Annotated in this window: 15 protein-coding genes; 9 read left to right on the top strand and 6 right to left on the bottom strand. The window is 62.6% G+C overall.

Annotated elements, in window-relative coordinates; all coding sequences use genetic code 11:
- The first annotated feature begins 90 nt into the window (after positions 1 to 90).
- From C483_RS16500 to katG, 3 genes are all read left to right on the top strand, one after another.
- Entirely contained in the window at positions 91 to 1,563 is a 1,473-nt protein-coding gene (locus C483_RS16500; RefSeq protein WP_006654506.1) for a flippase, read from the top strand.
- 194 nt (positions 1,564 to 1,757) lie between these two features.
- Complete coding sequence (locus C483_RS16495; protein WP_006654505.1) at positions 1,758 to 3,101, top strand: RimK family alpha-L-glutamate ligase; 1,344 nt, start codon at positions 1,758 to 1,760, stop codon at positions 3,099 to 3,101.
- A 224-nt stretch (positions 3,102 to 3,325) separates the two neighbouring features.
- The gene (gene katG / locus C483_RS16490) at positions 3,326 to 5,509 is read left to right on the top strand and encodes a catalase/peroxidase HPI (RefSeq protein WP_006654504.1); all 2,184 of its coding nucleotides are present in this window, start codon (positions 3,326 to 3,328) and stop codon (positions 5,507 to 5,509) included.
- Positions 5,510 to 5,643: 134 nt separating this feature from the next.
- On the opposite strand, the gene C483_RS16485 is transcribed toward katG, so the two are convergent.
- Together C483_RS16485 and C483_RS16480 are read right to left on the bottom strand one after the other, a co-directional pair.
- Positions 5,644 to 7,272, bottom strand: a complete 1,629-nt coding sequence (locus C483_RS16485; protein ID WP_006654503.1) for a hypothetical protein — start codon at positions 7,270 to 7,272, stop codon at positions 5,644 to 5,646.
- Between the two features lie 304 nt (positions 7,273 to 7,576).
- On the bottom strand, positions 7,577 to 8,206 hold the full coding sequence (locus C483_RS16480) for a DNA-3-methyladenine glycosylase family protein (protein WP_006654502.1): 630 nt from the start codon (positions 8,204 to 8,206) through the stop codon (positions 7,577 to 7,579).
- Positions 8,207 to 8,356: 150 nt separating this feature from the next.
- Between C483_RS16480 and C483_RS16475 the strand changes: the two genes are divergently transcribed.
- The 3 genes from C483_RS16475 to C483_RS16465 all read left to right on the top strand — a co-directional run bounded on the left by C483_RS16475 (position 8,357) and on the right by C483_RS16465 (position 9,706).
- Positions 8,357 to 8,893, top strand: a complete 537-nt coding sequence (locus tag C483_RS16475; RefSeq protein ID WP_006654501.1) for a metal-dependent hydrolase — start codon at positions 8,357 to 8,359, stop codon at positions 8,891 to 8,893.
- 63 nt (positions 8,894 to 8,956) lie between these two features.
- On the top strand, positions 8,957 to 9,229 hold the full coding sequence (locus C483_RS16470; protein ID WP_006654500.1) for a hypothetical protein: 273 nt from the start codon (positions 8,957 to 8,959) through the stop codon (positions 9,227 to 9,229).
- 216 nt (positions 9,230 to 9,445) lie between these two features.
- Complete coding sequence (locus C483_RS16465) at positions 9,446 to 9,706, top strand: hypothetical protein (protein WP_241431529.1); 261 nt, start codon at positions 9,446 to 9,448, stop codon at positions 9,704 to 9,706.
- 740 nt (positions 9,707 to 10,446) lie between these two features.
- Here C483_RS16465 and C483_RS16460 read toward each other — a convergent pair.
- The 3 genes from C483_RS16460 to C483_RS16450 all read right to left on the bottom strand — a co-directional run bounded on the left by C483_RS16460 (position 10,447) and on the right by C483_RS16450 (position 15,519).
- On the bottom strand, positions 10,447 to 13,077 hold the full coding sequence (locus C483_RS16460) for a heavy metal translocating P-type ATPase (RefSeq protein WP_049912897.1): 2,631 nt from the start codon (positions 13,075 to 13,077) through the stop codon (positions 10,447 to 10,449).
- 289 nt (positions 13,078 to 13,366) lie between these two features.
- Positions 13,367 to 14,551 carry a M48 family metallopeptidase gene (locus tag C483_RS16455; RefSeq protein ID WP_006654497.1) on the bottom strand — a complete coding sequence of 395 codons (1,185 nt, stop codon included), beginning with the start codon at positions 14,549 to 14,551 and terminating at the stop codon, positions 13,367 to 13,369.
- Positions 14,552 to 14,730: 179 nt separating this feature from the next.
- A complete protein-coding gene (locus C483_RS16450) occupies positions 14,731 to 15,519 on the bottom strand; it encodes a helix-turn-helix domain-containing protein (protein ID WP_006654496.1) in 789 nt (262 codons plus the stop codon).
- Between the two features lie 935 nt (positions 15,520 to 16,454).
- On the opposite strand from C483_RS16450, the gene hpt reads away from it, so the two are divergent.
- Positions 16,455 to 17,000 (top strand): hypoxanthine/guanine phosphoribosyltransferase, encoded by a 546-nt coding sequence (gene hpt / locus C483_RS16440; RefSeq protein ID WP_006654494.1) that lies wholly within the window; start codon positions 16,455 to 16,457, stop codon positions 16,998 to 17,000.
- Positions 17,001 to 17,194: 194 nt separating this feature from the next.
- Positions 17,195 to 18,607, top strand: a complete 1,413-nt coding sequence (locus C483_RS16435; protein WP_006654493.1) for a uracil-xanthine permease family protein — start codon at positions 17,195 to 17,197, stop codon at positions 18,605 to 18,607.
- Positions 18,608 to 18,935: 328 nt separating this feature from the next.
- Here C483_RS16435 and C483_RS16430 read toward each other — a convergent pair whose 3' ends face one another.
- Positions 18,936 to 20,087, bottom strand: coding sequence for an acyl-CoA dehydrogenase family protein (locus C483_RS16430; protein ID WP_006654492.1), 1,152 nt, complete (start codon positions 20,085 to 20,087; stop codon positions 18,936 to 18,938).
- A 115-nt stretch (positions 20,088 to 20,202) separates the two neighbouring features.
- Between C483_RS16430 and C483_RS16425 the strand changes: the two genes are divergently transcribed.
- Complete coding sequence (locus C483_RS16425; RefSeq protein WP_006654491.1) at positions 20,203 to 22,176, top strand: 3-hydroxyacyl-CoA dehydrogenase/enoyl-CoA hydratase family protein; 1,974 nt, start codon at positions 20,203 to 20,205, stop codon at positions 22,174 to 22,176.
- Positions 22,177 to 22,309: the final 133 nt, after the last annotated feature.

Raw genomic sequence — 22,309 nt, 5'->3', positions numbered from 1 at the left:
AGCTGCCAGTCGGAGATACCCGACAGCACGACTCACAGCATACCCCGTTAGCCCCTTCGCTATCCCCCTCGCCTCCCCTCCACCTAACACATGAGTACGACACAGGACCACATCCTCCGCGGGTTCAAGGCAACGCTCGTCTCTCGAGCCATCTACATGGTCTCGAGTGCGCTGTTGATGTTCGTTCTCGCTCGCTTCCTCCTCGATCCCGACGGCTACGGGACGCTCTACTGGGTGATCGGCATTCTCGCCGTCGTTCAGTTGCTCGCAGACGTCGGTCTCGGAAAGTCGACCGCGCGATACATCTCCGAATACAACGAGACGGACCCCGGCCAGATCCCGTACCTCCTGCGGACGACCATCGCCTACAAGCTGATCGTCATCAGCGTCGTCGGCTCTACGCTCTTTCTCTTCCACGAGGAACTCGCGGCACTGCTTGGCGATACCACGGCAGCCCCCTTCCTCGCCGTCGGCGTCATCTACATCGTCGTCAACTCCTTCAACGGCTTCTCGCAGATCGCCTTCCAGGGCTTCAACAAACTCGGCTACAGCGCCGCGATCCAGGCGATTTCCGGCGTCGCCCGCCTCGTCTTTGTCATCGCACTCGTCCTCGCCGGCTTTGGCGCACTCGGCGCGCTCTTTGGCTACATCGTCGGCTACACCATCGCCGCCGCAGTCGGCATCACTATCCTCTACGAACGCTTTTACCGCCAGTACGAACCCGCCGAGGAATACGAGGCCGGACTTTCGCGGCGGCTACTCGAGTACAGCGTGCCGCTGACGGCGACCCGGAGCGCGAACGTGGTCGACAAGCAGATCGACACGGTGCTGGTGGGGGTCTTCCTGACGCCGGCGGCGGTCGCGTTCTACACGCTGGGCAAGCAGATCACGGATTTCGTGCTCGCGCCGGCGGAGGCGCTCGGCTTTACGATCTCGCCGAACTTCGGCGAGCAGAAGGCGGCGGACCAACTCGAGCAGGCGCGCGAAATTTACGAGACATCGCTCGTGCAGACGATGTTGCTGTACATTCCTGCCGCAGTCGGGCTGATACTCGTCGCAGAGCCGTTCATTACGATGATCTTCGGGGGCGATTACGCTGGTGCCGTCCCGGTTCTCCAGATCCTTGCGGGCTTCATCGTCCTGCAGGCGATTACGAACCTGACCAGCGACAGTCTGGATTACCTCGGCCGCGCACGATCCCGAGCGATCGCGAAGGGCGGAACCTCGATCGCGAACTTCGGGCTGAACATCCTCCTCATCCCGCTGATCGGCGTCATCGGGGCAGCGATTGCAACAGTCATCACGCACACGGTGTACGTCGCGGTGAACCTCTACATCGTTCACTCCGAACTCTCGCTTCGACTCGAGTCGCTCGGTCGTTCGATCGCGATGATCTGTGGGATTACGGGCGTGATGGCGGTCGCGGTCTTGCTGGTCACGCCGATGGTCTCGAACCTGTTCATGCTCTTTGCCGCGGTCGGACTCGGCGGGTTTACGTGGGCAGTCCTTGCCGTTGTCAGCGGGCTCATCGATCCGAACGACGTGCGAGCAGTGATTTCGTGAATCGGCCAGAGGATAGCGTTCGTCCCGGTCGCCTCGCGGTGTCGTCTGCGGGCTGGTCCCTAATCTGTCGATCAATTGATGAACACCGGCAGGCAGCGACCGCCGTTCCCGACCGGGAATCGCTGACGACAGCACAGTGACCTGTCGGCCGCAGGCGAACCAATACTTTTCCCTCCGGTCGGTGTGAAGGACCTATGGCCGTTGCCGATCCCGTCAGCGTCGGGGTACTGAGTCTGCACACAAGCAAAGAGACAAAAGCGATACTCAACGCGGTCGAGGAACTCGGCCACGAGACGGAGTGGTTGCGACACGAAAACACGTCGATCAGCGTCGCCGATGGCCAGGTGGTACTCGAGCCGGACGTCGATGTGATCGCCAATCGGATGTTGCTCTCGAACACCGAACAGCCCGCCGAGGAGCTCGGACTCGCGAACACCTTCGCTCGCGTCGTCCCGATGCTCAACGAGCCGGCGACGGTGCTGACGGCGATGCACAAGCTCTCGACGGCGACGACGCTCGCGATGGCCGACGTGCGGACGCCGGATGTGGTTCTCGCACTCAGTAGCGACGAGCTGAACGCGGTTCGCGACCAGTATGGCGAGGAGGCGGTCTACAAGACGGCGATTGGCACCCACGGCGGCGGAACGTGGAAGGTTGGCCCGGAGGACCCGATCAACGCCAAGGTTGGCAATCGCTACGCCTTCTTGCAGGAACTCATCGACCGCGACGACGAGCGCCACCGCGACGTGCGAATTTACGTCGTCGACGACGAGATCATCGGCGCGATGTACCGCTATGCGCCGGACAACGACTGGCGGACAAATGTCGCTCTCGGTGGCAGCGTCGAGGATGCAACCGACGATCTGCCACCAGATGCCCGAGAACTGGCGACACGGGCAGCCGACGCCATCGGGTTGGACTACGCCGGCGTCGACCTCGTCGAGAGCGATGAGGGCTGGTTCGTCCTCGAGGTGAATCCGACAGCCGGCTTCAAGGGGCTCTACGAGGCCACCGAGATCAGCCCGGCACCGTACATTGCCAAGCTCGCAATCGAGCGGGCGGGTGGAAGCGTCGACGAGGGCCGCGTTCAGGAGCTTTCGACACAGCTCGACGATTCGACACCGACGGCTCAGCCGGTCGCCCGAACCGTTACGGAGGCAGAGCCAACGATCATTGGCTACACTGAGGAGGTCGTTCTCTCCGGGACGAGCGGATCGACGTCTGTGCTGGCAAAATCGGACACCGGGGCAACCAGAACGAGCATCGACACCGGGCTCGCAGCGGAGATCGGAGCCGGCCCGATCAAATCGATCACACGGGTCAAATCCGGCAGCAGGAAGACGGCACGCAGCCGTCCGGTCGTCGACGTCGTGGTTGGCGTTGGCGGCAATCAACACACCGTGACCGCGAGTATCGAGGACCGGGATCACATGGATTACCCCGTTCTGCTCGGCCGGGACATTCTCTCGAACTACCGGGTCGACGTTGGTCGGCGCGCAGATCGCGACGCAGAAGACCTCCCGGAGGAAGAAGAGTAGGGAGCGCGCCACTGCCTATCCAGTTCGGGACACGGAATCTGGAACCGTCAAAACACGATCCTCACCGACGAGATCGATATTCTCATCGTCGTACGACACTGGCGGGAAGCACTGACGAGACGTTTTCCAAAAGTTCCCAAGTCGACAAAATTGTTTGGGATGGAGAAAAGACTTCATCACCGAAGTAGGAAATCTTAATAGGCAAAAGTAGCAACTGTCCGTTGATGACCAAGTCAAACCAAGACTGGTGGCCAAACCGGTTGAATCTCGATATCCTCGACCAGAACGTCCCCACGTCCAGCCCGATGGACGAGGACTTCGACTACGCCGAGGCGTTCGAGAGCCTCGACTACGAGGAGGTAAAGGCGGACATCGAGGACGTCATGACCGACTCCCAGGACTGGTGGCCCGCCGACTACGGCCACTACGGACCGCTCTTTATCCGCATGGCCTGGCACAGCGCCGGCACGTACCGTACCAGCGACGGGCGCGGTGGCGCTTCCGGCGGCCGACAGCGCTTCGCGCCGCTCAACAGCTGGCCCGACAACGCGAACCTCGACAAGGCCCGCCGACTGCTCTGGCCGGTCAAACAGAAGTACGGCCGCAAGCTCTCGTGGGCCGACCTGATCGTCCTGGCCGGAAACGTCGCACTCGAGTCCATGGGATTCGAGACGTACGGCTTCGCCGGCGGGCGTGAAGACGAGTACCAGCCCGACGAGGCCGTCGACTGGGGTCCAGAGGACGAGTGGGAAGCATCCGAGCGATTCAACGAGGAGGGTGAACTCGAGGGAGCCCTCGCCGCGACCGTCATGGGACTGATCTACGTGAACCCGGAGGGACCAGACGGTGAGCCGGACCCAGAGGCGTCCGCAGAGCGGATTCGCGAGTCGTTCGGCCTGATGGCCATGGAGGACGATGAGATCGCCGCGCTCATCGCTGGCGGTCACACGTTCGGGAAGGTTCACGGTGCCGACGATCCAGACGAGCACGTCGGACCGGAGCCAGAAGCAGCCCCGATCGATCAGCAGGGCCTCGGCTGGGAGAGCAGTCACGGCTCGGGCAAGGGAAGCGACACGATCACAAGCGGCATCGAGGGGCCGTGGAACACCACGCCGACCCAGTGGGACACGAGCTACATCGACAACCTTCTCGAGTACGAGTGGGAGCTCGAGGAGGGTCCCGGCGGTGCCTGGCAGTGGACCACCAAGAACGGCGAACTCGACGAGGCCGCACCGGGTGCGGAAGACCCAGCCGAGAAAGAGGACGTGATGATGCTCACGACGGACGTCGCGCTCAAGCGCGACCCAGGCTTCCGTGAGATCATCGAGCGCTTCCAGGAGAACCCACGGGAGTTCCAGGAAGCGTTCGCGAAGGCCTGGTACAAGCTGCTCCACCGCGACATGGGCCCAACGGAGCGACTCGTCGGTCCGGAAGTGCCAGACGAGGAGATGCTCTGGCAGGACCCGATTCCAGACGCCGACTACGACCTGATCGGCGACGAGGAGATCGCGGATCTCAAAGCCGAGCTTCTCGACTCCGAGCTGTCGGTCTCACAGCTCGTCAAGACCGCCTGGGCCGCCGCCTCGACTTACCGCGACAGCGACAAGCGCGGCGGTGCCAACGGCGCTCGCCTCCGCCTCGAACCACAGAAGAGCTGGGAGGTCAACGAGCCCGAGGCACTCGAGTCGGCACTCGAAGTCTACGAGACGATCCAGGAGGAGTTCAACGGCTCTCGCTCCGACGACGTGCGCGTCTCGCTCGCGGATCTGATCGTGCTAGGCGGCAACGCGGCCGTCGAACAGGCCGCTGCAGACGCCGGCTACGATGTCGAGGTGCCGTTCGAACCTGGCCGAACCGACGCATCCCAGGACCAGACCGACGTCGACTCCTTCGAGGCGCTCAAGCCCACGGCTGACGGCTTCCGGAACTACTACAGCGACGAGGCCGACGAGTCCCAGGAAGAACTGCTGGTCGACAAGGCAGACCTGCTGGACCTGACGGCACCCGAGATGACGGTGCTCGTCGGTGGCCTGCGCACACTGGACGTGACCTACCAGGACTCCGGACTCGGTGTCCTCACCGACCAGCCGGAGACGCTGACGAACGACTTCTTCGTGAACCTGCTCGACATGGACTACGAGTGGGAGGCGTCCGACGACTCGCAGGACGTCGTTGGCTGGGAAGCGTCCGCCGACACGGAGGCCGACCAGGTCTTCGAACTGCGCAACCGCGAGACGGGCGACGTCGAGTGGACCGCGACCCGTGCGGACCTGATCTTCGGCTCGAACTCCCGTCTGCGCTCCATCGCGGACGTCTACGCGTCCGCCGACGCCGAAGAGAAGTTCGTGCAGGACTTCGTCGACACGTGGAGCCACGTGATGCAACTCGACCGCTTCGATCTCGAGTAATCACAGGCTCACAGGCTCACAAGCTGCGCGCCAGCCACTCACCGCAGACAGCTACTCACTGCTGTCTCAGGCGGTCGTCGACGAGGACGAACCGGAACCGACGAGGGTGCGAGGTGACGAGGCCGTCCGCCTCGCTACTCGCTTCTGACGACGACTTCGTCGTCGGTAACTGATTTTATTTGCGAGGGTTCGACCGGATACTCGTCGCTGCTGTGTGAGCCCCAGTCGAGACGAGCCCTGAGTCGATCGGTGAGTCCCGGCTCCGGATCGACGTAGGCCGTCCCCTCCTCGACGGCCGAGATAATCCCGATCTGATTGCCCGTCTCATCGACGACGTTCTTCCCCTGATCGTCCGTCGTCACGGTCGCTGCGGCCTCCTCGCCAACGGTCGGCCGCTCGTCGTCATCAACTGCGGCCTCACCGCCGGCAACACCCGACACGGGTTCGCTGTCTCCTTCGGTTGCGGCCATCTCGTCGTCTGCAACCATCTCGTCATCCGCTGCCATTCCCTCATCGCCCGGCTCTTCCCCCGCCATTCCTCCACTGTCCGGTTCACCGCCCGCCATCGCCTCATCACTCATCTCACCCGTCTCACGCATCTCACTCGTCTCATGCATTTCCCCCTGCTGTGCTTCGACACCCGCACCCTCCATCCCGCTCGTCTCCGTAGTCGTCTCCCGACCCGCACGCATCGTCTCGTACTCCTCGCTGTCGATGATCTCACCCTCCAGCAACTCGCTGCTGACCAATTCCGACTCGATGATCTCGCTGTCCTCGAGTGTAAACCGCATCAGCGTCCGCTCGTCTACCTGCTCTTCGACTGTTCGGCGTTCGATCAGATCACTCCGAACCGTATCCCCCTCGCCGCGTTGGCTCTCGATCACCTCCTGTTCGATCACCTCCTCAGCTTCGACGTCCGTCCGAACGATGTCGCTCTCGAGTATCGACTGCTGAACGGACTCGAGTGCCACGTCCGTCTCGATTTCATCCCGTGAGATCGCCTCGCTGTGGTCGATGTCGACGTCGACGACGCGGCTCTCGACGGTGTAGCGTTCGATCTCTTCGATCGTCTCGAGTCGTGTTTCGTCGGTCGTGACCTCGATGTAATCGGCGTCGATGAATTCGATGTCGACCACGTCCCGGTCGACGAGTTCGGAGTCGACGATGTCGCGCTCGACAATTTCAGTGTTGATGACTTCGCTTTCGATCGTGTCGCGTTCGGTGATTTCGCGCTCAATGACCTGCGTTTCGACGAGTTCGGTGGTGACGCGTTGGCCCTGGCGAAGCTGGTCTTCGAGGTCGCTGCCGCCGAGTTCGGCGCGGTCGAAGGCCTCGGTGCGGTTGATGAGTTCGAAGGTTCCGAGACCGCCACGGCCGGCGTCGCCTCGGCGGTGGTCCGTCTCTCCCTCTGGAGCGGCGTCACCCACCACGTCGGCGTCCGCCTCCCGCTCTATCTCCCCTTCCATTCCCGCTTCGGCCCGCTCGTACTCCTCGTAGACGAACACCAGATCCTCGTTTCTGAAGGTCTCCGTAAACTCGTCCCAGGATTGCTCCTCGTGCTCGTCACCGAGTTCCTCCTGTCGAACGAAGGAGTGACCGTGGCCCTCGCCGCCATGTGTCGAGACCGGAACAGCATCGCGTGACTCCGCCCACTCGCGAATGTGATCCGGGTCCGTCGTCATCCGGCGGTGTGCATCGCGGCCGCCCGCTCGCTGCTCGTCCATCGTCTCAGTCGGATCGTTGTTGGGTTCCTCCTCGGACATACGCCCATCTGCACCCGAACCGTACTTTAGTCGGCGGGGCCGTCTCTGCGAATCAGTCGTTGATTTCTGCCCCTAACGGAACGCGCAGGGGACTCGAGTCCACTGGCTGAAACGTAATCACGGATTGGGTTGCTGCCTGCGTCACACCACCGGGTGACGACTGCGTGACAGTCCGATTTCGACGGAGTCAACGCATCACGATTCATCACCGCCGAACGTGGTCAATGGCTCTCCGGAAGGCACGGACAGTCACGGATTACCGACCGGCCAGTGATTCAGTCCGCAGGTTCTCCGCAGCGCTCACTCAGTCGCCGCGTGCGTCCACGTCGGCGAGGTCGATACTCGAGTCCGCCTCGTACTCGGCCCAGATGTAGCGGGTTGCGACGCTACGGTAGGGCCGCCAGTCCTCGGCGATGTCGCGCATTTCGGCTCGCGTCAGTTCCTCGCCGTTGCCATAGAGCTGTTCGATGCCGCGCCGAACGGCGAGGTCACCGAGTGGCAGAATATCAGGTCGCTCCAGGACGAACAGGAGGTACATTCGGGCGGTCCACTCGCCGATGCCCTTGATTTCAGTCAGCCGGTCGACGACCTCGTCGTTGTCGACATCGGCCAGCCCTGCTCGTGTGAAGTCCTGCTCCTGAAAGGCGCGAGCAGCGTTGCGGATATAGTCAACTTTGCTCCGGGAGAGGCCGGCATCACGGAGCGCCTGGTCGTCCGCCGCGAGGACGGTCTCGGGGCTGACCTCATCCTCGAGCACGTCGAAGACGCGTTCGCGGACGGCCGCCGCGCTCGCGGTCGAGAGTTGTTGGTTGATAATCGAGATACAGAGACGCTCGTACTCGGTCCAGTCGGGTTCGACGTAGGGGTCGTGTGCGTCGACTAGTTGGTCCATGACCGGGTCCGCTCGCAGCACGGGTTCTGCCTCGTCTAACATACGAAAGTACCGTAATACGGGTCTGAGAAGGGAAAGGCGTCTCGGTTCGGGCCAGGTGACTCTGGTTTGATCCGGCCCAGCTCTGATCGGAACACCACCACGTCATGGCCACACCGACATTTTTCGCCACCGGCGACGTATCTGCCGTCTGTGCAACCCGTCGTTCACCTCGCAGTGGGGTACAGCTGCTACGCGCTGTACACCCGCTGGCGTACCGGGCGTATCCCAACCGAGACGGCGGCGCTCGTCGCCATTGCGGGCGCGGCGCTCCCCGACCTGCTCGATAAACCGATCTGGCTCGCCGGCCTCGTCGATGTCGGACGAACGATCGGGCACTCACTACTGTTTGCGATTCCGGTCGTCGTCGCCGTCTGGCTTCTCTCTCGAGTACGGGGCCAGCAAGCGCTCGGGGTTGCCTTCGCCATCGGCTACGGCTCGCACGTCGCGACGGATATCCCGTGGCACGTGCTCTCGGGCGACTTCCACGAACTCGGGTTTCTGCTCTGGCCGCTCACGCCGATGCCCGAGTACACGGGGACGAAGCCGCTCGGGACCGTGCCGGGACTCGAGATAACGGTCACGACGCTGTGGCTCGAGGCGGTGATCCTCGTCGCCGGAATCGCGCTCTGGCGGGCCGACGGCTATCCGGGAACGGAACCGATCGTTCGGGCCGTCCGCCGCGAGTGAGCAGCACAAGAGAAAGACCCTTTCTGCCCGGCCGTGTTCACCGAGGCGAGGGACCGAACGCGCATGGACAAAGACGACTACTTGGAGTACTACCTGAGCCGCGAGTTCTTTCGAGACCGACTGCTCGTACTCTGTCTCGTCATCGGGGGATTTGCCGTCGTTCAGTGGATCGGCATTGAACTCGCGGTGCTGGATTCCTCTGTCGAGCATCCCCGAGCCGTTGTCGTTCAGGTCCTTGCCGTACTCATTATTGGGATGTGGCTCGTTCTCGCCGTGCTCGGCATGATTGGACTCGTTCGATGGGTCAGAAGCCGTTCGTTCTATAATAACAACTGAAACTGTTCACACATCAATCGCACTTTCGCGGTTCTCACTCAGTTCACTGTTCGCAGGTTACAGTGTTCTCCGCTCACGGTCCGCGGTTTGGAGCGAATAAAGTGAGCGAGAACCGCGCTGCCTTCGTGCGATTGGATGTGCACTGACTGTCAGTGGCTACTATAGTTCGGTCTTTCTGTGTGCTTTGATGCAGCTCAGAGCGGATGGATTAAGCTCATGGATGAACCAGTAGAAGTAATGATCTATCTACAGGCCATCTCATTGTCTGCATTGGTAACAGTATTGCTTATCCTTGCCGCGGATAGGTATACGAAATTTGATTTTCTCCCTCCGGAATGGGCAACAACACCCGTCTTTGTTATCGGGATTACCGGCACAGGATTTTCTTTTTATATCCTCCCTGTGGAACAGATCATATTCGTGGCCTCTGCAGTCATCTGCTTTTATATCGGTCTGTTATGGCCGTATGAGTGGTGAGCACGTGGGGAAATCTACAGAGATACAGCGAGAGTGCCTCGGGGTCGTACGGAAATCGAAGATTTCCGTGACTGAGCGGAGCGAAGCTCCGCGATGTCCGCGAGACCTTCGGTCTCGCTTGATGACGAGACGCTTGCGTCTCGAACCACTTTATCACGAGTGCCAATTGGATAAGATTTATTACTAGTTCCAGAATATCGAGTGATACAGTTGCGACGTGGGTTAAAGACCGTAATCCGAAGCAACTGCGCGCAGTTGCGAGGAATGCGACACCTCTCAAAACCCGCGCCCTTGGCGTGGTGAGACGGGTGTTGTCGGGTCGTGGTGGGGCGACCGACCCTCACGGACACAACGGGTGTTCGGGTGTTAATTCCAGCTGACCCTTTTCGGGGAGGCCGAGGGGAATTAAATTCGCCTGCGTCCATCCGTTCGTTTTGGACGGCATGGACAAAACGGTGAAGCCTCGGGGCTTGTCCCCGAGGTACTTCACTGTAACACTGCCTCGTGGGAACTACGTGACCAGGCCAGCGACGACCGCACCAGTTGTTCCAGTCTTCTAACCCAGTTCCATCCCAACTCAGAACGGTCTCCGATGAGATCCTGCTTCACTCCGTCACGAAAGAGAACGATGGTTTGCAACAGTGCGCGGGAGTGATGTACTCGAGTAACCCGGACCAACGGTATACCCGAACCAACGTCACTCGGCTACCGTGTTTCCTTCGATCGCAGAGCCAGTAGGATCAGCGGGAGCCAGTGGGACTTACGGAACCTGCGGAATCAGCGGATCTAGCCGGCGATTTTAACTCCGCGTCAGCCGGCGTCTCCGGCTCCACGTTCGCCAGTCGCATCGCGTTCCCCGTCACGCCGAGACTCATCCCCATGTCGCCGATGACGACCGCGTGGATCACCGTGACGATACCGAACGGCGCTCCGGCGGCGAGCACCGCCTTCACGGCCAGACTCGACCAGATATTCTGCCGGATGACGCCGTTTGCCTTCCCCGAGAGTTCGTAGAGGTAGGGCAGGCGCGTGAGGTCGTCACCCATCAGCGCCACGTCCGCCGTCTCGAGTGCGGTGTCTGTTCCAGCCGCGCCCATGGCGATGCCGACGGTCGCGGTGGCCATCGCGGGCGCGTCGTTGATGCCGTCGCCGACCATGGCGACGTGGCCGGTACTGTCGCCGACCACACTGTCCTCGCTTCCGCCGGCCTCTCGCTCGAGTCGCTCGATCCACTCGAGTTTCTCCTCGGGGAGCAACTCCGCGTGGAACTCGTCGATGCCGACGTCGTCTGCGATTGCGCGGGCAGTGCCCTCGTTGTCGCCGGTGAGCATCACGACGCGCACGCCCTGGTCTTGCAGCTGTGAGACGGCCCAGGCGGCCTCCGGGCGGACCTGATCTGCGACGGCGATAACGCCGAGCGGGCCGTCTTCGGTGCCGACGATAACGATCGTCTTGCCCTCCGCCTCCAGCTTGGGGACGACGTCTTCGAGCACGTCGAGACAGTTTTCGCGCTCGCACTGGTGCTGTCGCTGTCCCTGCGGACTCGTCGCACCGGCGACGTTGACGCCGCCGTCAGTCGTCGCGTGGACATGTTCCAGATCCGCCAGTCCGTCGAAGAGGCCCGGCTTCCCGACGTAGTGTGTCTCGCCGTCGAGATCCGCGCGAACGCCCTTGCCGGTCAGCGCCTCGAACGCCGAAATGTCGGGCTCATCGACGCCGATGCCCTGCTCCTCGGCGTAGCCGACGATCGACTGGCCGATCGGGTGTTCACTGCGCCGTTCGACTGCGCCGGCACGGCGGAGCACGTCTTCCTCGGTCGCGCCCTCGAGTGGGATCACGTCCGTCACGGAGAGGTCCCCCTGGGTCAGCGTCCCGGTCTTGTCGACCGCGAGCACGTCACTCTCGCCGGTTGCCTCGAGATGTCGGCCGCCCTTGATCAGGACGCCATTTCGGGCGGCGCTCGTGATTCCCGAGACGACGCTGACCGGCGTCGAGATGACGAACGCGCAGGGACACGCGATGACCAGCAGCGTGAGCCCGCGCAGGAACCAAGTGTTCCAGGACGCGCCGGCGACGAGCGGTGGGGCAATCGCGACGGTAAGCGCGAGCACGACGACGATCGGCGTGTAGACGTTCGCGAACCGATCGACGAACTGCTCGCGTTTGGTCTGTTCGCGTTCTGCATCCTCAACGATTCGGACGATGCGCGCGATGGTCGACTCGCTGGCCTCACTCTCGACACCGACCTCGAGGTAGCCGGATTCGAGGATCGTGCCGGCGAAGACCTCGTCACCCGCCGTCTTGTCGACCGGGACGCTCTCGCCGGTGATAGGCGACTGGTCGACCGCGCTCTCGCCCTCGCGGACGACGCCGTCGGCCGGGATCTTCTCGCCCGGACGGACGACGACCACGTCGCCGACCTCGAGTTCGTCCGCAGGTACCGTCTCCTCGGTGCCATCCTCACGGCGGACAGTCGCCGTCTCCGGCGAGAGGTCCATCAATTCTCGCAGCGAGTCACGCGCACGGTCCATCGAGAAGCGCTCCAACAGCTCTGCAACCGAGAAGAGCACCGCGAGCATCGCCCCCTCGAAGGGATGGTGGGCCGCAACGCTGGCGAGGATACCGGCGCTCATCAGGAAGTCGATGTCTAGACTCCGGTTTCGCGCCGAGTAGTAGCCGTTCCGGATGATCGGCGTCCCCGCAACCACGACCGCCGCGATGAACAGCAAGTGCGAGAGTTCGTAGGTCCGACCCGCGACGGTTCCGAGCGCCGGATCGAGCGCTGGGAGGAGGAACTCGAGTACCATCCCGACCGTGACGAGGACACCACCAACTACGGTGCCGACGGCGCGGCGGCTCTTCCAGACGGCCTGTTTGTCGCCCATCCGCTTGCTGCCGTCGTCGATGGGTGTGGCGTCGTAGCCGGCTGACTCGATGGCGGCGACGACGGTTGCGGTGTCGGTGTCGCCGTCGGTCGAGACGCTGACACGGCCCGACGTCGGCTGCGTCTCGATTTCACTCACGCCGTCGGTGGACTCGAGTGCGTTCTCGACCTTGGATGCACACGAGGCACAGTCCATTTCGGGAACCGAGAACGAGCGCTCGCCTGCCGATGCGGTTCCGGCGGCTCCAGCGGTTCCAGCGGTTCCGGTAGCTCCGTCAGCACTGACATTGCTGCCACCGCCACCACGCTCGCCAACGATTTCGTATCCCGCCGCACGAACGCGGTCTCGAATCTCCGACTCACTCGTCGCTACCTCGTCGTAGGACACCAGCAGACGGCCGCTTGTCACCTGTGCTTCGATCTCGTCGATCCCATCGAGTCGGTCGACGCTGTTGGTCACCTTGCCAGCACAGGAGGGACAGTCCATCTCGGGGACGCGTAACTCGAGTGTGCGTGTGGTACTCGAGTTCGAGTCCAAGTCCGAGCAGCAGTCGTCCTCACACTGATTTGCATCCGTCGTAGTCGTCGAGCCCGCCGAATCCGCCGAATCGGGCGGCACACCGGGGGTGGAATCTCTCATTACCAGTGTCTACTGGCCGGGATAGTATACAGGTTATTTGGCGTGCGCCAACTCGGGAGTCGGGAGACGCCAACTACACATTTGTCACAGCGGAGTATGCTGCGAGACACAGCCGCTGACGGGCAGCAAACGATTGCTATCGCTGATACCGACGGTTATCCGCCTGCAAGCGCTCGATGCGCGACTCGGTCGACGGGTGCGTCGGTGGTCGCCACGTGAGCACTCGCCGAATGCCTGCTCGAATCGGGGACACGATCGTTCGCCGAATCCACGCCTTGATTCGTCCGACTTGTCGATCAATGTATCCCGACGATTCGCCCTCGCTCGAGTCGTCTGCGTCAACTGTCTCCACCTGGAACTGGGCGACGAACCAGCGATCGAACCAGTGTTCGTCCTCGTCAGCATCATCATCGTCGGCTGAACGCTCGAGCGGGAGCGGCTGGGGAACGATTCCGAGCGTCGCGCTCGCGTGGAGTCGTGCATCCTGCGTTGGAATGGTGCACTCGTCGTCGAGCACCGCGAGCGCGCTCGCGACCGCGGCCGGATCCCCGGTGAGTTGACTCGCGCCACGGTCAGCGGCGTACTCGCGCGTCTTCGAAAACAACCCGAGCGCGATCGCGTTCATCGCGAGCACCACGCGCGCAACCGCACTTACGACGAGGAATACCACCGCGAGCACGAGAATTGGAATCGCAAAAAGGATCGCACCGATTCCCGTGAAAATAGCGATTACTACCAATCCCTCAAGTACACCACGGAGTTTTCGTTCGCGTTCGAGCAATCGGTCGCCAATTGCGACTGCTGCGGCGACGGCCGTGACGACCGGGAGGTCACGGTTTGCAATGTGGGCAATCTCGTGTGCGAGCGCGGCGTCGAGTTCGTCGTCGTCGAGTTGGTCGAGCAGCCCTGTGGTGACCACGATCGTCGGCGAGCGCTGGGTGCCGACGGTCAGACAGGCGGGTTCGTCCCGGTCGGAGACAGCGACCGACGGGAGCGGGACATCCGCCTGTGCGGCCAGTCGTCGAACGCGTCCGCCGACGGTTCGGGGACCATCGCCCTCTATTTCGGTCATGTCGAGACCCGAGACGACGGTTCGCGTGCCGTAGCGGGCCTGCATTGCGACGAGCGCCACGGCACTCACGAGGACGAGTGCGACCGCCACAGGAAGTCCACCATCGAACGACACCGACCAGCCACCCGCCCCGAGGATGGCGACGGCGCTCCAAGCCAGCGCCGCGAGAAGGACGCCATTGACAGCGATCACCAGCGCAAGTGCACCAGCGATTCGAATCTGCAGTTGTCGGTTCGGTGTCAGCGGCACGTTTGAGAATTGGTTGGCAACAGTAACAGTGTTGTGGACTGGTCAGTAGCGCGAGAGATTGCCTTCTCTCACACGTTCTTTCTCTCAGCTGTACTCGAGTAGCATAGCGACACCGGACCCGCGCTCAGGCTGTTCCCAGGACAGCGCTGTCGAGCGGCTGGACACGCCAGAGAGAGGGATTAGAGGCCAGCGGCTAGCTGCTCGATCGAGTCTGCCTCGCTGACGAACGTGGTCGCGAGCGTCGCCTCAGCCCGACGAAGCCGATAGGAGAGCGTCGAGCGCGGCACGTCGAGTTCCTCGGCGAGTTCCGAGAGGTCGATCCGGCGGGGCGTCTCGTAGTACCCGCGGTCGACCGCCGCCTGCAGGGCCTCGCGCTGTTCCATCGGAAGGGAGTCAGCGAGAGAGCCGTTGGCGACACCGCCGGTTTCGGCACCGGCAGCCGCGCCGTTCCCGCCGTGTTCCGGATCGAGTTCCGTCAGTCGGAGCATCTCCATGCCGGTACACTCGCCGACCTCCTCGCCGAGTGCGTCGAAGAACGCGTGAATCGGTGCGTCGCTTGCGAGGACGATCCGCCAGCGGTAGCGTCGGCCCTCGCGGTAGGTCTCGAACAGCATCCCGTCGCCGAGGTACTCGCGAGCGACGTGGGGGACCGACGTGCAGACGTCGGTTCGGTCCCAGTAGGTGTAGACGACGAGCGTATCACTCGAGCGGTCGAGAACCTGGACTTCGCAGTCTGCACCGCAGTCGTCCTTCACGAGGCAGTCGGCGAAGTAGTCCGCCGTCTCGTAGGCGGCCTCGAGTTCGGCGAGGGCGGTCTCGGAGCCAGTCGCGAGGTCGACGCGCCAGAGGCTGTCGGCGCTGACGTGACACGACAGGGAGCGGATCGACGCGTCGGGGTGGTCCGCGAGGACGTCGGCGACCGGGTTGGTCCCCGGTTCGTACTCCAGGGCGAAGACGAACTCTCTCATCGGCTGTGTGTAGGGGCTCGCGCGACAAATGGTTTCCCGCTCGGTCGCGTACGGTTCGCATGGGGCAGACAGCAGGCTCGCGTACGGCGACGGCGCTCGGTGATTTCTGGGCGTTCTACCGCCAGTACACGAAGACGGCTGCACACGCAGCTGCCACAGCGGGACTCGCGATTTTCGGGCTTCTCGTCTTTCTCGACCCGTGGTTTGCCGCGCTCGCGGTCGCCAGCTACGTCATCCCGCCGGTCGCGTTGTATCTGCTGGTACCGGATCAGATTCGAGAACGTGCAGCCGCCGCTAATGGCGACCACAGCAAAGAGCGGGTACCCAGTGACAGAGGCCGTAGAGAGGAGAGTGTCGGAGCTGAGACAGACACTGAAACGGAACCAGCGGACACGGAGACCGCGCTGATGCACCCGCCCGGAAAGCATGGCTCGGCTTCGGACTCAGACACGGATTCCGATTCGGATAACAGCGATGGAGACACCGATACAGACACTGACTCGGGTAACGACGGCGATACCGACGCGGATAGCGATAGCGACACAGATTCAGACAGCGACTCGAACACCGACAGCGGTGACACTGATTCGGACACGGACTCAGACCGCACGAATGGCGACACCGACTCGGACTCCGACAACGGCGACACCGACTCGGACTCCGACAACGGCGACANCAGCGGTGACACTGATTCGGACACGGACTCAGACCGCACGAATGGCGACACCGACTCGGACTCCGACAACGGCGACACCGACTCGGACTCCGACAACGGCGACACCGATTCAGACTCCGACAACGGCGACACCGATTCAGACTCCGACGGGTAACCAGGGATGGCGCCGGTATCCCCGACGCCCCAGCCACCCGAGTGACCCGTCCTCAACCGACGCCGAGAACGAACCCCTTTTGCCACGATTTCCCCAACCCACTCCATGGACCGACTCCTCGAGTCGCTCGACGACGCGCCGATCATCGACAAGGACGGCTACGAGTACCTCGTCCACCCGATCAGCAACGGCGTCCCGATGCTCGACCCCGCACTGTTGCGCGAGGTCGTCGTCGAAGTCATGCAAACCGCCGATCTGAACGTCGACAAGATCGTCGCCCCCGAAGCGATGGGCATCCACCTCGCAACCGCCGTCTCGCTCCAGACGGACATCCCGCTCGTCGTCATCCGCAAGCGCGAGTACGGCCTCGAGGGAGAAGTCTCGCTCCACCAGGAAACCGGCTACTCCGAATCGGAGATGTACATCAACGACGTCGAACCCAGCGACCGCGTCGTCATCATCGACGACATGCTCTCGACCGGCGGCACCCTGGCCTCGATCTGTACCGCCCTGGACGACATCGGTGCCGACATCTCCGACATCGTCGTCGTCATGCGGAAAGTTGGCCCCTCCGCCCTCGACGACACCGAGTTCGACGCGACGAGCCTCATCGACATTACGGTCGAGGACGGCGAGGTCGTCGTTCACTGATTGCGATTTTGGAACCGAATTGGACTCGAGTACGCAGCACACTCACCCGCAATACCACAAACTGATGAGCGCATGCTGTGTTCCACGGAACCCGAGTTGTATACACGATAGTGTATATTCAGGTGCGTACAAGACACTGTTCTGAGCGCATATACGAGATTTTTTACGCCTCGATCGTCAGACCCCAGTCATAGATGACGAACGAACCAGGGGACGGCATCGAACTCGAGTACGGACTCGACGAGAAGCCGCCGATGGCGAAGTCGATCCTGCTCGGGTTGCAACACGTCGCGGTGATGATCGTGCCGGCGACGGCGGTGGCGTACATCGTCGCTGGCAACGTCGGACTCGATGGGGCCGACACGGCATACATCGTCCAGATGGTGTTGCTCTTTTCCGGGCTGGCGACGATAATCCAGGCGTACACGATCGGTCCCATCGGTGCGAAACTGCCGATCGTCATGGGATCGAGTTTTACGTTCGTCGGTGCGGCGACGACGATCGGCATCGAGTTCGGCATGGCAACTGTCTTCGGCGCGATTCTCGTCACCGGGTTCGTCGTCGAGGGCCTCATCGGCTGGCAGTTCAAGCGCATCAAACCCTTCTTCCCGCCGCTCGTGACCGGACTCGTCGTGGTGATTATCGGACTCTACCTGATTCCGACGGGCATGGACTACGCCGCCGGAGGGTCCGCAGCACAGGAGGCAGGCGAGTTCGGCGCTGTGCATCACATCGGTCTAGCGGCGCTCGTGCTGGCTATCGCAGTCGGACTCAACATGCTCACGCGTGGGGTTACTCGACTGTTGAGTATTCTCGCTTCGATCGCCATTGGCTACGCCGCCGCGCTCGCACTGGATCTGGTCTACGGCTTCGGACTCGTCGACTTCTCGTCGGTGGGGAGTGCGGATGCAATCGCGTTCCCGTCGCCGACCCACTTCGGATTCGAGTTCGAACCGATCGCGATCCTCGTCTTCGCGTTCCTCTTTCTGGTCTCCGCGATGGAGACCGTGGGCGACATGTCCGGCGTCACCGCCGCAGAGGGACGAAACCCCGACGACCGCGAGTTCCGCGGTGCGCTGTTCAACGACGGCTCGCTGAGCTCGCTCGGCTCGATCTTCGGTACGTTCCCGGTGACCTCGTTCTCCCAGAACGTCGGTATCGTTACCTTCACGGGCGTGATGAGCCGCCACGTCGTCGGTATCAGCGGCGTCATTCTCGCGATACTCGGCCTCAGCCCGGTAACGGGTGCCCTGGTCACGACCATTCCGAGCGCCGTCTTCGGCGGCGCAGTCCTCCTGATGGTCGGCATGGTCGCCGCCAGCGGCTTCCGGCTGATCGTCCTGCACACTGAACTCAACCGCCGCAATATGGTCATCGTCGCCGTCTCGCTCGGCCTCGGACTCGGGATCGCGACGACCCCCGAAGCCATCAGCGGGCTGCCGAACGCGGCCCAGACGTTCTTCGGCGAGCCGGTGATCCTGACCGCGCTCTCGGCGCTGATTCTCAACACCATCGTCCCCGGTGAGCAGAGTCCGCTGTTCGACGCCGAGGACGCCGCTCCCGTGGACGACAAACCAAATCCTGCTCCTGATCCCAGCGACGACTAGCGTCGTCTCACGAGGACAACTCCTTCTACATCCTCTCCACGGGATCGTCTCGAAGCGGAAACTCGCCACACGGTCGAAGAGTGAGGTGCGAGAAAGAGTAGCGCCGCGAGCAAGGAACAGCCCTCCTTTTGAAGGAGCCATCTCTCGGCGAACGAGCGGTTCGAAGAACCCGAGTGACGCCGTTCTCCGAGCGCTGCGCGCCGCGCAGCGCTCGGGCCGACGAGCGACTCCGGAAGCGAGGAGTGCTTTTGATCAACCTTTTACCGAGGGACAGCGGGCTCACGACAGGTTCTATCGTGAGCCCGAAAGACCGCAGAGTAAAAGGTTGTTAGAAGCCCTTGCCGAGCATCTCGCGCGCGATAACGTTCTTCTGAATCTCCGAGGTCCCCTCGTAGATCTGCGTAATCTTCGCGTCGCGGTAGAGTCGCTCGACCGGGAAGTCGTTGACGTAGCCAGCGCCGCCGTGGATCTGGACAGCCTCGTCAGCAACGTCGACGGCGATACGGGAGGCGTACTCCTTCGCCATCGACGCCAGCTTCGTGATGTCGTTGCCTTGGTCGACGTTCCAAGCCGCCTTGTACGTCAGGTTGCGGGCTGCCTCGGTGTCCGTCGCCATCTCAGCAAGCTTGTGCTGGATCGCCTGGAACTCCGAAATCGACTGCCCGAACTGCTCGCGGTCCTGGGCGTACTCGAGTGCCGCGCGCGTGGCACCCTTCGCGATGCCGACGCCCTGTGCGGCGACGGCGGTCCGGGTCTCGTCGAAGAACTGCATCTGCTGCATGAACGCGGCGTCCTTGGTACCGACGAGGTTCTCTTCGGGGACGCGGACATCGTCGAAGACGAGTTCGGCGGTGTCGGAGGCGCGGATACCCAGTTTGCCGGTGATCTTCTCGGCGGAGAAGCCGTCGCGGTCGGATTCGACGACGATCTGGCTGAAGCCGTTGTAGCGACCCTGTGCGTCGGGGTTGGTCTTACAGAGGACGACGAAGAAGTCGCCGACGGTCCCGTTGGTGATCCACATCTTGTTGCCGTTGATCACCCACTCGTCGCCGTCCTTCTCGGCGCGCGTCGAGACGGAGGAGACGTCAGAGCCGGTGTCGGGTTCGGAGATTGCTGCGCCGGAGATTTTCTCGCCCATCGCGACGGGTTCGAGGAAGCGCTCCTTCTGGTCTTCTGTCCCGAAGTTCATGATCGCCTCACAGCCGAAGGAGGTCGAGACGATCGACAGCGCGATACCCGGGTCGTAGGAGAACAGTTCCTCGGTAATGATCGCGGTGTCGAGGATGGAGTAGCCGGCACCGCCGTAGTCGATCGGGATGTACGAGCCAGTCAGGCCCATCTCGGCGGCCTTGTCGATGACGTCGTGTGGGTACTTCTCCTCGGTGTCGTACTCCTCGGCGACGGGAACGATTTCGTTCTCGGCGAACCGCTGTACCTCTTCGCGGATCTGTTGTTGCTCTTCGGAGAGACCGAATTCCATGCACAATCATTACTATCCGAGCGATAAAGAGCTTTGTAACCGGCTGTAAACTCAAAGAGAGTTTCCTTCCGCGAAGAGGGAAACGTTCAAACGGGTTCCCATTGCACACTGACCCATGGAACTGGAAGATATCAACACCGTCGCAGTTCTCGGTGCAGGGAACATGGGACACGGCATCGCGGAGGTCGCCGCGATGGCCGGCTACGACGTCGCACTGCGCGACATCAAGGAAGAATTCGTCCAGAACGGCTACGAGCAGATCGAGTGGTCGCTCAACAAGCTCGCCGAAAAGGACCAGCTCAGCCAGGACGAAGCCGACGCCGCGCTCGAGCGCGTCACGCCGATCGTCGACGTCGAGGAAGCCGTTGGCAACGCCGATGTCGTCATCGAGGCCGTCCCGGAGAAGATGGAGATCAAGAAGGACGTCTACGGTGAGGTCGAAGAGTACGCGCCCGACCACACCATCTTCGCGACGAACACCTCGAGCCTCTCGATCACGGACCTCGCCGACGTGACCGAGCGCCCCGAGCAGTTCTGTGGCATGCACTTCTTCAACCCGCCGGTCCGCATGCAGCTCGTCGAGGTCATCTCCGGTGCGGAGAGTTCCGACGACACGCTCGACGTCATCGAGGAGCTTGCCGACGACTTCGGCAAGACGCCAGTGCGCGTCCACAAGGACTCGCCCGGCTTCATCGTCAACCGCATCCTCGTCCCCCTGATGAACGAAGCCTCCTGGCTCGTCAGCGAGGACGAAGCCACCATCTCGGAGGTCGACTCGACCACGAAGTACGACATGGGTCTCCCGATGGGCAGCTTCGAACTCGGCGACCAGGTCGGCAACGACGTGAGCTTCCACGTCCTCGAGTACATGCACGACGTGCTCGGTGAGGCCTACGAGCCAGCGCCGCTTCTCGAGGAGAAGGTGGAGAACGAAGAACTCGGCAAGAAGACGGGCAAGGGCTTCTACGACTACGAGGACGGTCCCGGTGCCGAGATTCCGACCGACGAGCAGTCGGAGTTCGTCAAGGAGCGCCTGCTCGCGACGATGGCCAACGAGGCCGCGAAGCTGATCGGCAACGACGTTGCGCCGCCGGCCTCGATCGACGAGGCAGTGCAGCTCGGTGCTGGCTTCCCGGACGGGCCGGTCAAGCTGGTCGACGAGTACGGCCTCGACACTCTCCTCGAGACGCTCGAGGAGGCCTACGACGAGACCGGTCACGAGCGATACGCGCCGGCTGACTTCCTCGCAGAGCGCGCCGACGAGGGCGGCTTCTACGAGAGCGAGGAGGACGAGGACGGCGTCGACTTCGACGCCATCCGCGTCGAGTACCCCGGCGAGATGGTCGGCCACATCGTGCTCGACCGACCACACCGCATGAACACGATCAGCGACGACCTGCTCGCCGAACTCTCCGAGGCCATCGACCTGCTCGAAGAGGACGACGAGGTCCGCGCGATTCTCATCACCGGCGAGGGCGAGAAGGCCTTCTCGGCCGGTGCCGACGTCCAGAGCATGGCCGCCGGCGGTGCGGACTCCCTCGGGGCGATCGAACTCTCGAAGAACGGCCAGTCCACCTTCGGCGAACTCGAGTCCTGTGACCTGCCGGTCGTCGCCGGTATCGACGGCTTCTGTCTCGGTGGCGGGATGGAACTCGCAACCTGTGCCGACCTGCGCGTTGCAAGCGAACGCTCGGAGTTCGGCCAGCCCGAACTCAACCTCGGCCTGATCCCCGGCTGGGGCGGCACCCAGCGCCTCTCCCAGATCGTCGGCGAGGGCCGCGCGAAGGAGATTATCTTCACCGCAGAGCGCTACGAGGCCGACGTGATGGCAGACTACGGCTTCGTCAACGACGTCGTCGAGAACGACGACCTCGAGGACGCTGCGTTCGACCTCGCTGCAAAACTCGCCGGCGGCCCACCGATCGCCCAGAAGTTCACCAAGCGCGCGATGCTCGCAGGTCGCGACGACACTGAGGCGGGACTCGAGTACGAGGCTTCCGCGTTCGGTCACCTGATGGCGACGGACGACCTGATGGAGGGTATTACGGCGTTCATGGGTGACGGCGAGCCGAACTTCGAGGGGAAGTAAGAGCGAACTGGAGTTGAACTGGAACTGAAGCTGGAACTGGAACTGGGACTGAACACCGTACCAGATTCCGGTCGTGGCCAGCAGACAGGGCCAGCGACCGACGCGGTATTTTTTGACGACTGTAACGCCCGAG

The organism is Natrialba hulunbeirensis JCM 10989, from assembly GCF_000337575.1.
Lineage (GTDB): Archaea > Halobacteriota > Halobacteria > Halobacteriales > Natrialbaceae > Natrialba > Natrialba hulunbeirensis.
Note: the sequence above shows the minus strand (reverse complement) of the source record. Positions and strands in the feature narration are given on the sequence as shown.

Excerpts from the sequence above, each read along its gene's own strand:
- C483_RS16450 (WP_006654496.1), bottom strand. The coding sequence starts at position 15,519 with ATGAGAGAGTTCGTCTTCGCCCTGGAGTACGAACCGGGGACCAACCCG.
- C483_RS16500 (WP_006654506.1), top strand. The coding sequence starts at position 91 with ATGAGTACGACACAGGACCACATCCTCCGCGGGTTCAAGGCAACGCTC.
- C483_RS16480 (WP_006654502.1), bottom strand. The coding sequence starts at position 8,206 with ATGTTAGACGAGGCAGAACCCGTGCTGCGAGCGGACCCGGTCATGGAC.
- C483_RS16435 (WP_006654493.1), top strand. The coding sequence starts at position 17,195 with ATGACGAACGAACCAGGGGACGGCATCGAACTCGAGTACGGACTCGAC.
- katG (WP_006654504.1), top strand. The coding sequence starts at position 3,326 with ATGACCAAGTCAAACCAAGACTGGTGGCCAAACCGGTTGAATCTCGAT.
- C483_RS16425 (WP_006654491.1), top strand. The coding sequence starts at position 20,203 with ATGGAACTGGAAGATATCAACACCGTCGCAGTTCTCGGTGCAGGGAAC.
- C483_RS16470 (WP_006654500.1), top strand. The coding sequence starts at position 8,957 with ATGGACAAAGACGACTACTTGGAGTACTACCTGAGCCGCGAGTTCTTT.
- C483_RS16485 (WP_006654503.1), bottom strand. The coding sequence starts at position 7,272 with ATGTCCGAGGAGGAACCCAACAACGATCCGACTGAGACGATGGACGAG.
- C483_RS16465 (WP_241431529.1), top strand. The coding sequence starts at position 9,446 with ATGGATGAACCAGTAGAAGTAATGATCTATCTACAGGCCATCTCATTG.
- hpt (WP_006654494.1), top strand. The coding sequence starts at position 16,455 with ATGGACCGACTCCTCGAGTCGCTCGACGACGCGCCGATCATCGACAAG.
- C483_RS16430 (WP_006654492.1), bottom strand. The coding sequence starts at position 20,087 with ATGGAATTCGGTCTCTCCGAAGAGCAACAACAGATCCGCGAAGAGGTA.
- C483_RS16495 (WP_006654505.1), top strand. The coding sequence starts at position 1,758 with ATGGCCGTTGCCGATCCCGTCAGCGTCGGGGTACTGAGTCTGCACACA.
- C483_RS16460 (WP_049912897.1), bottom strand. The coding sequence starts at position 13,077 with ATGGACTGTCCCTCCTGTGCTGGCAAGGTGACCAACAGCGTCGACCGA.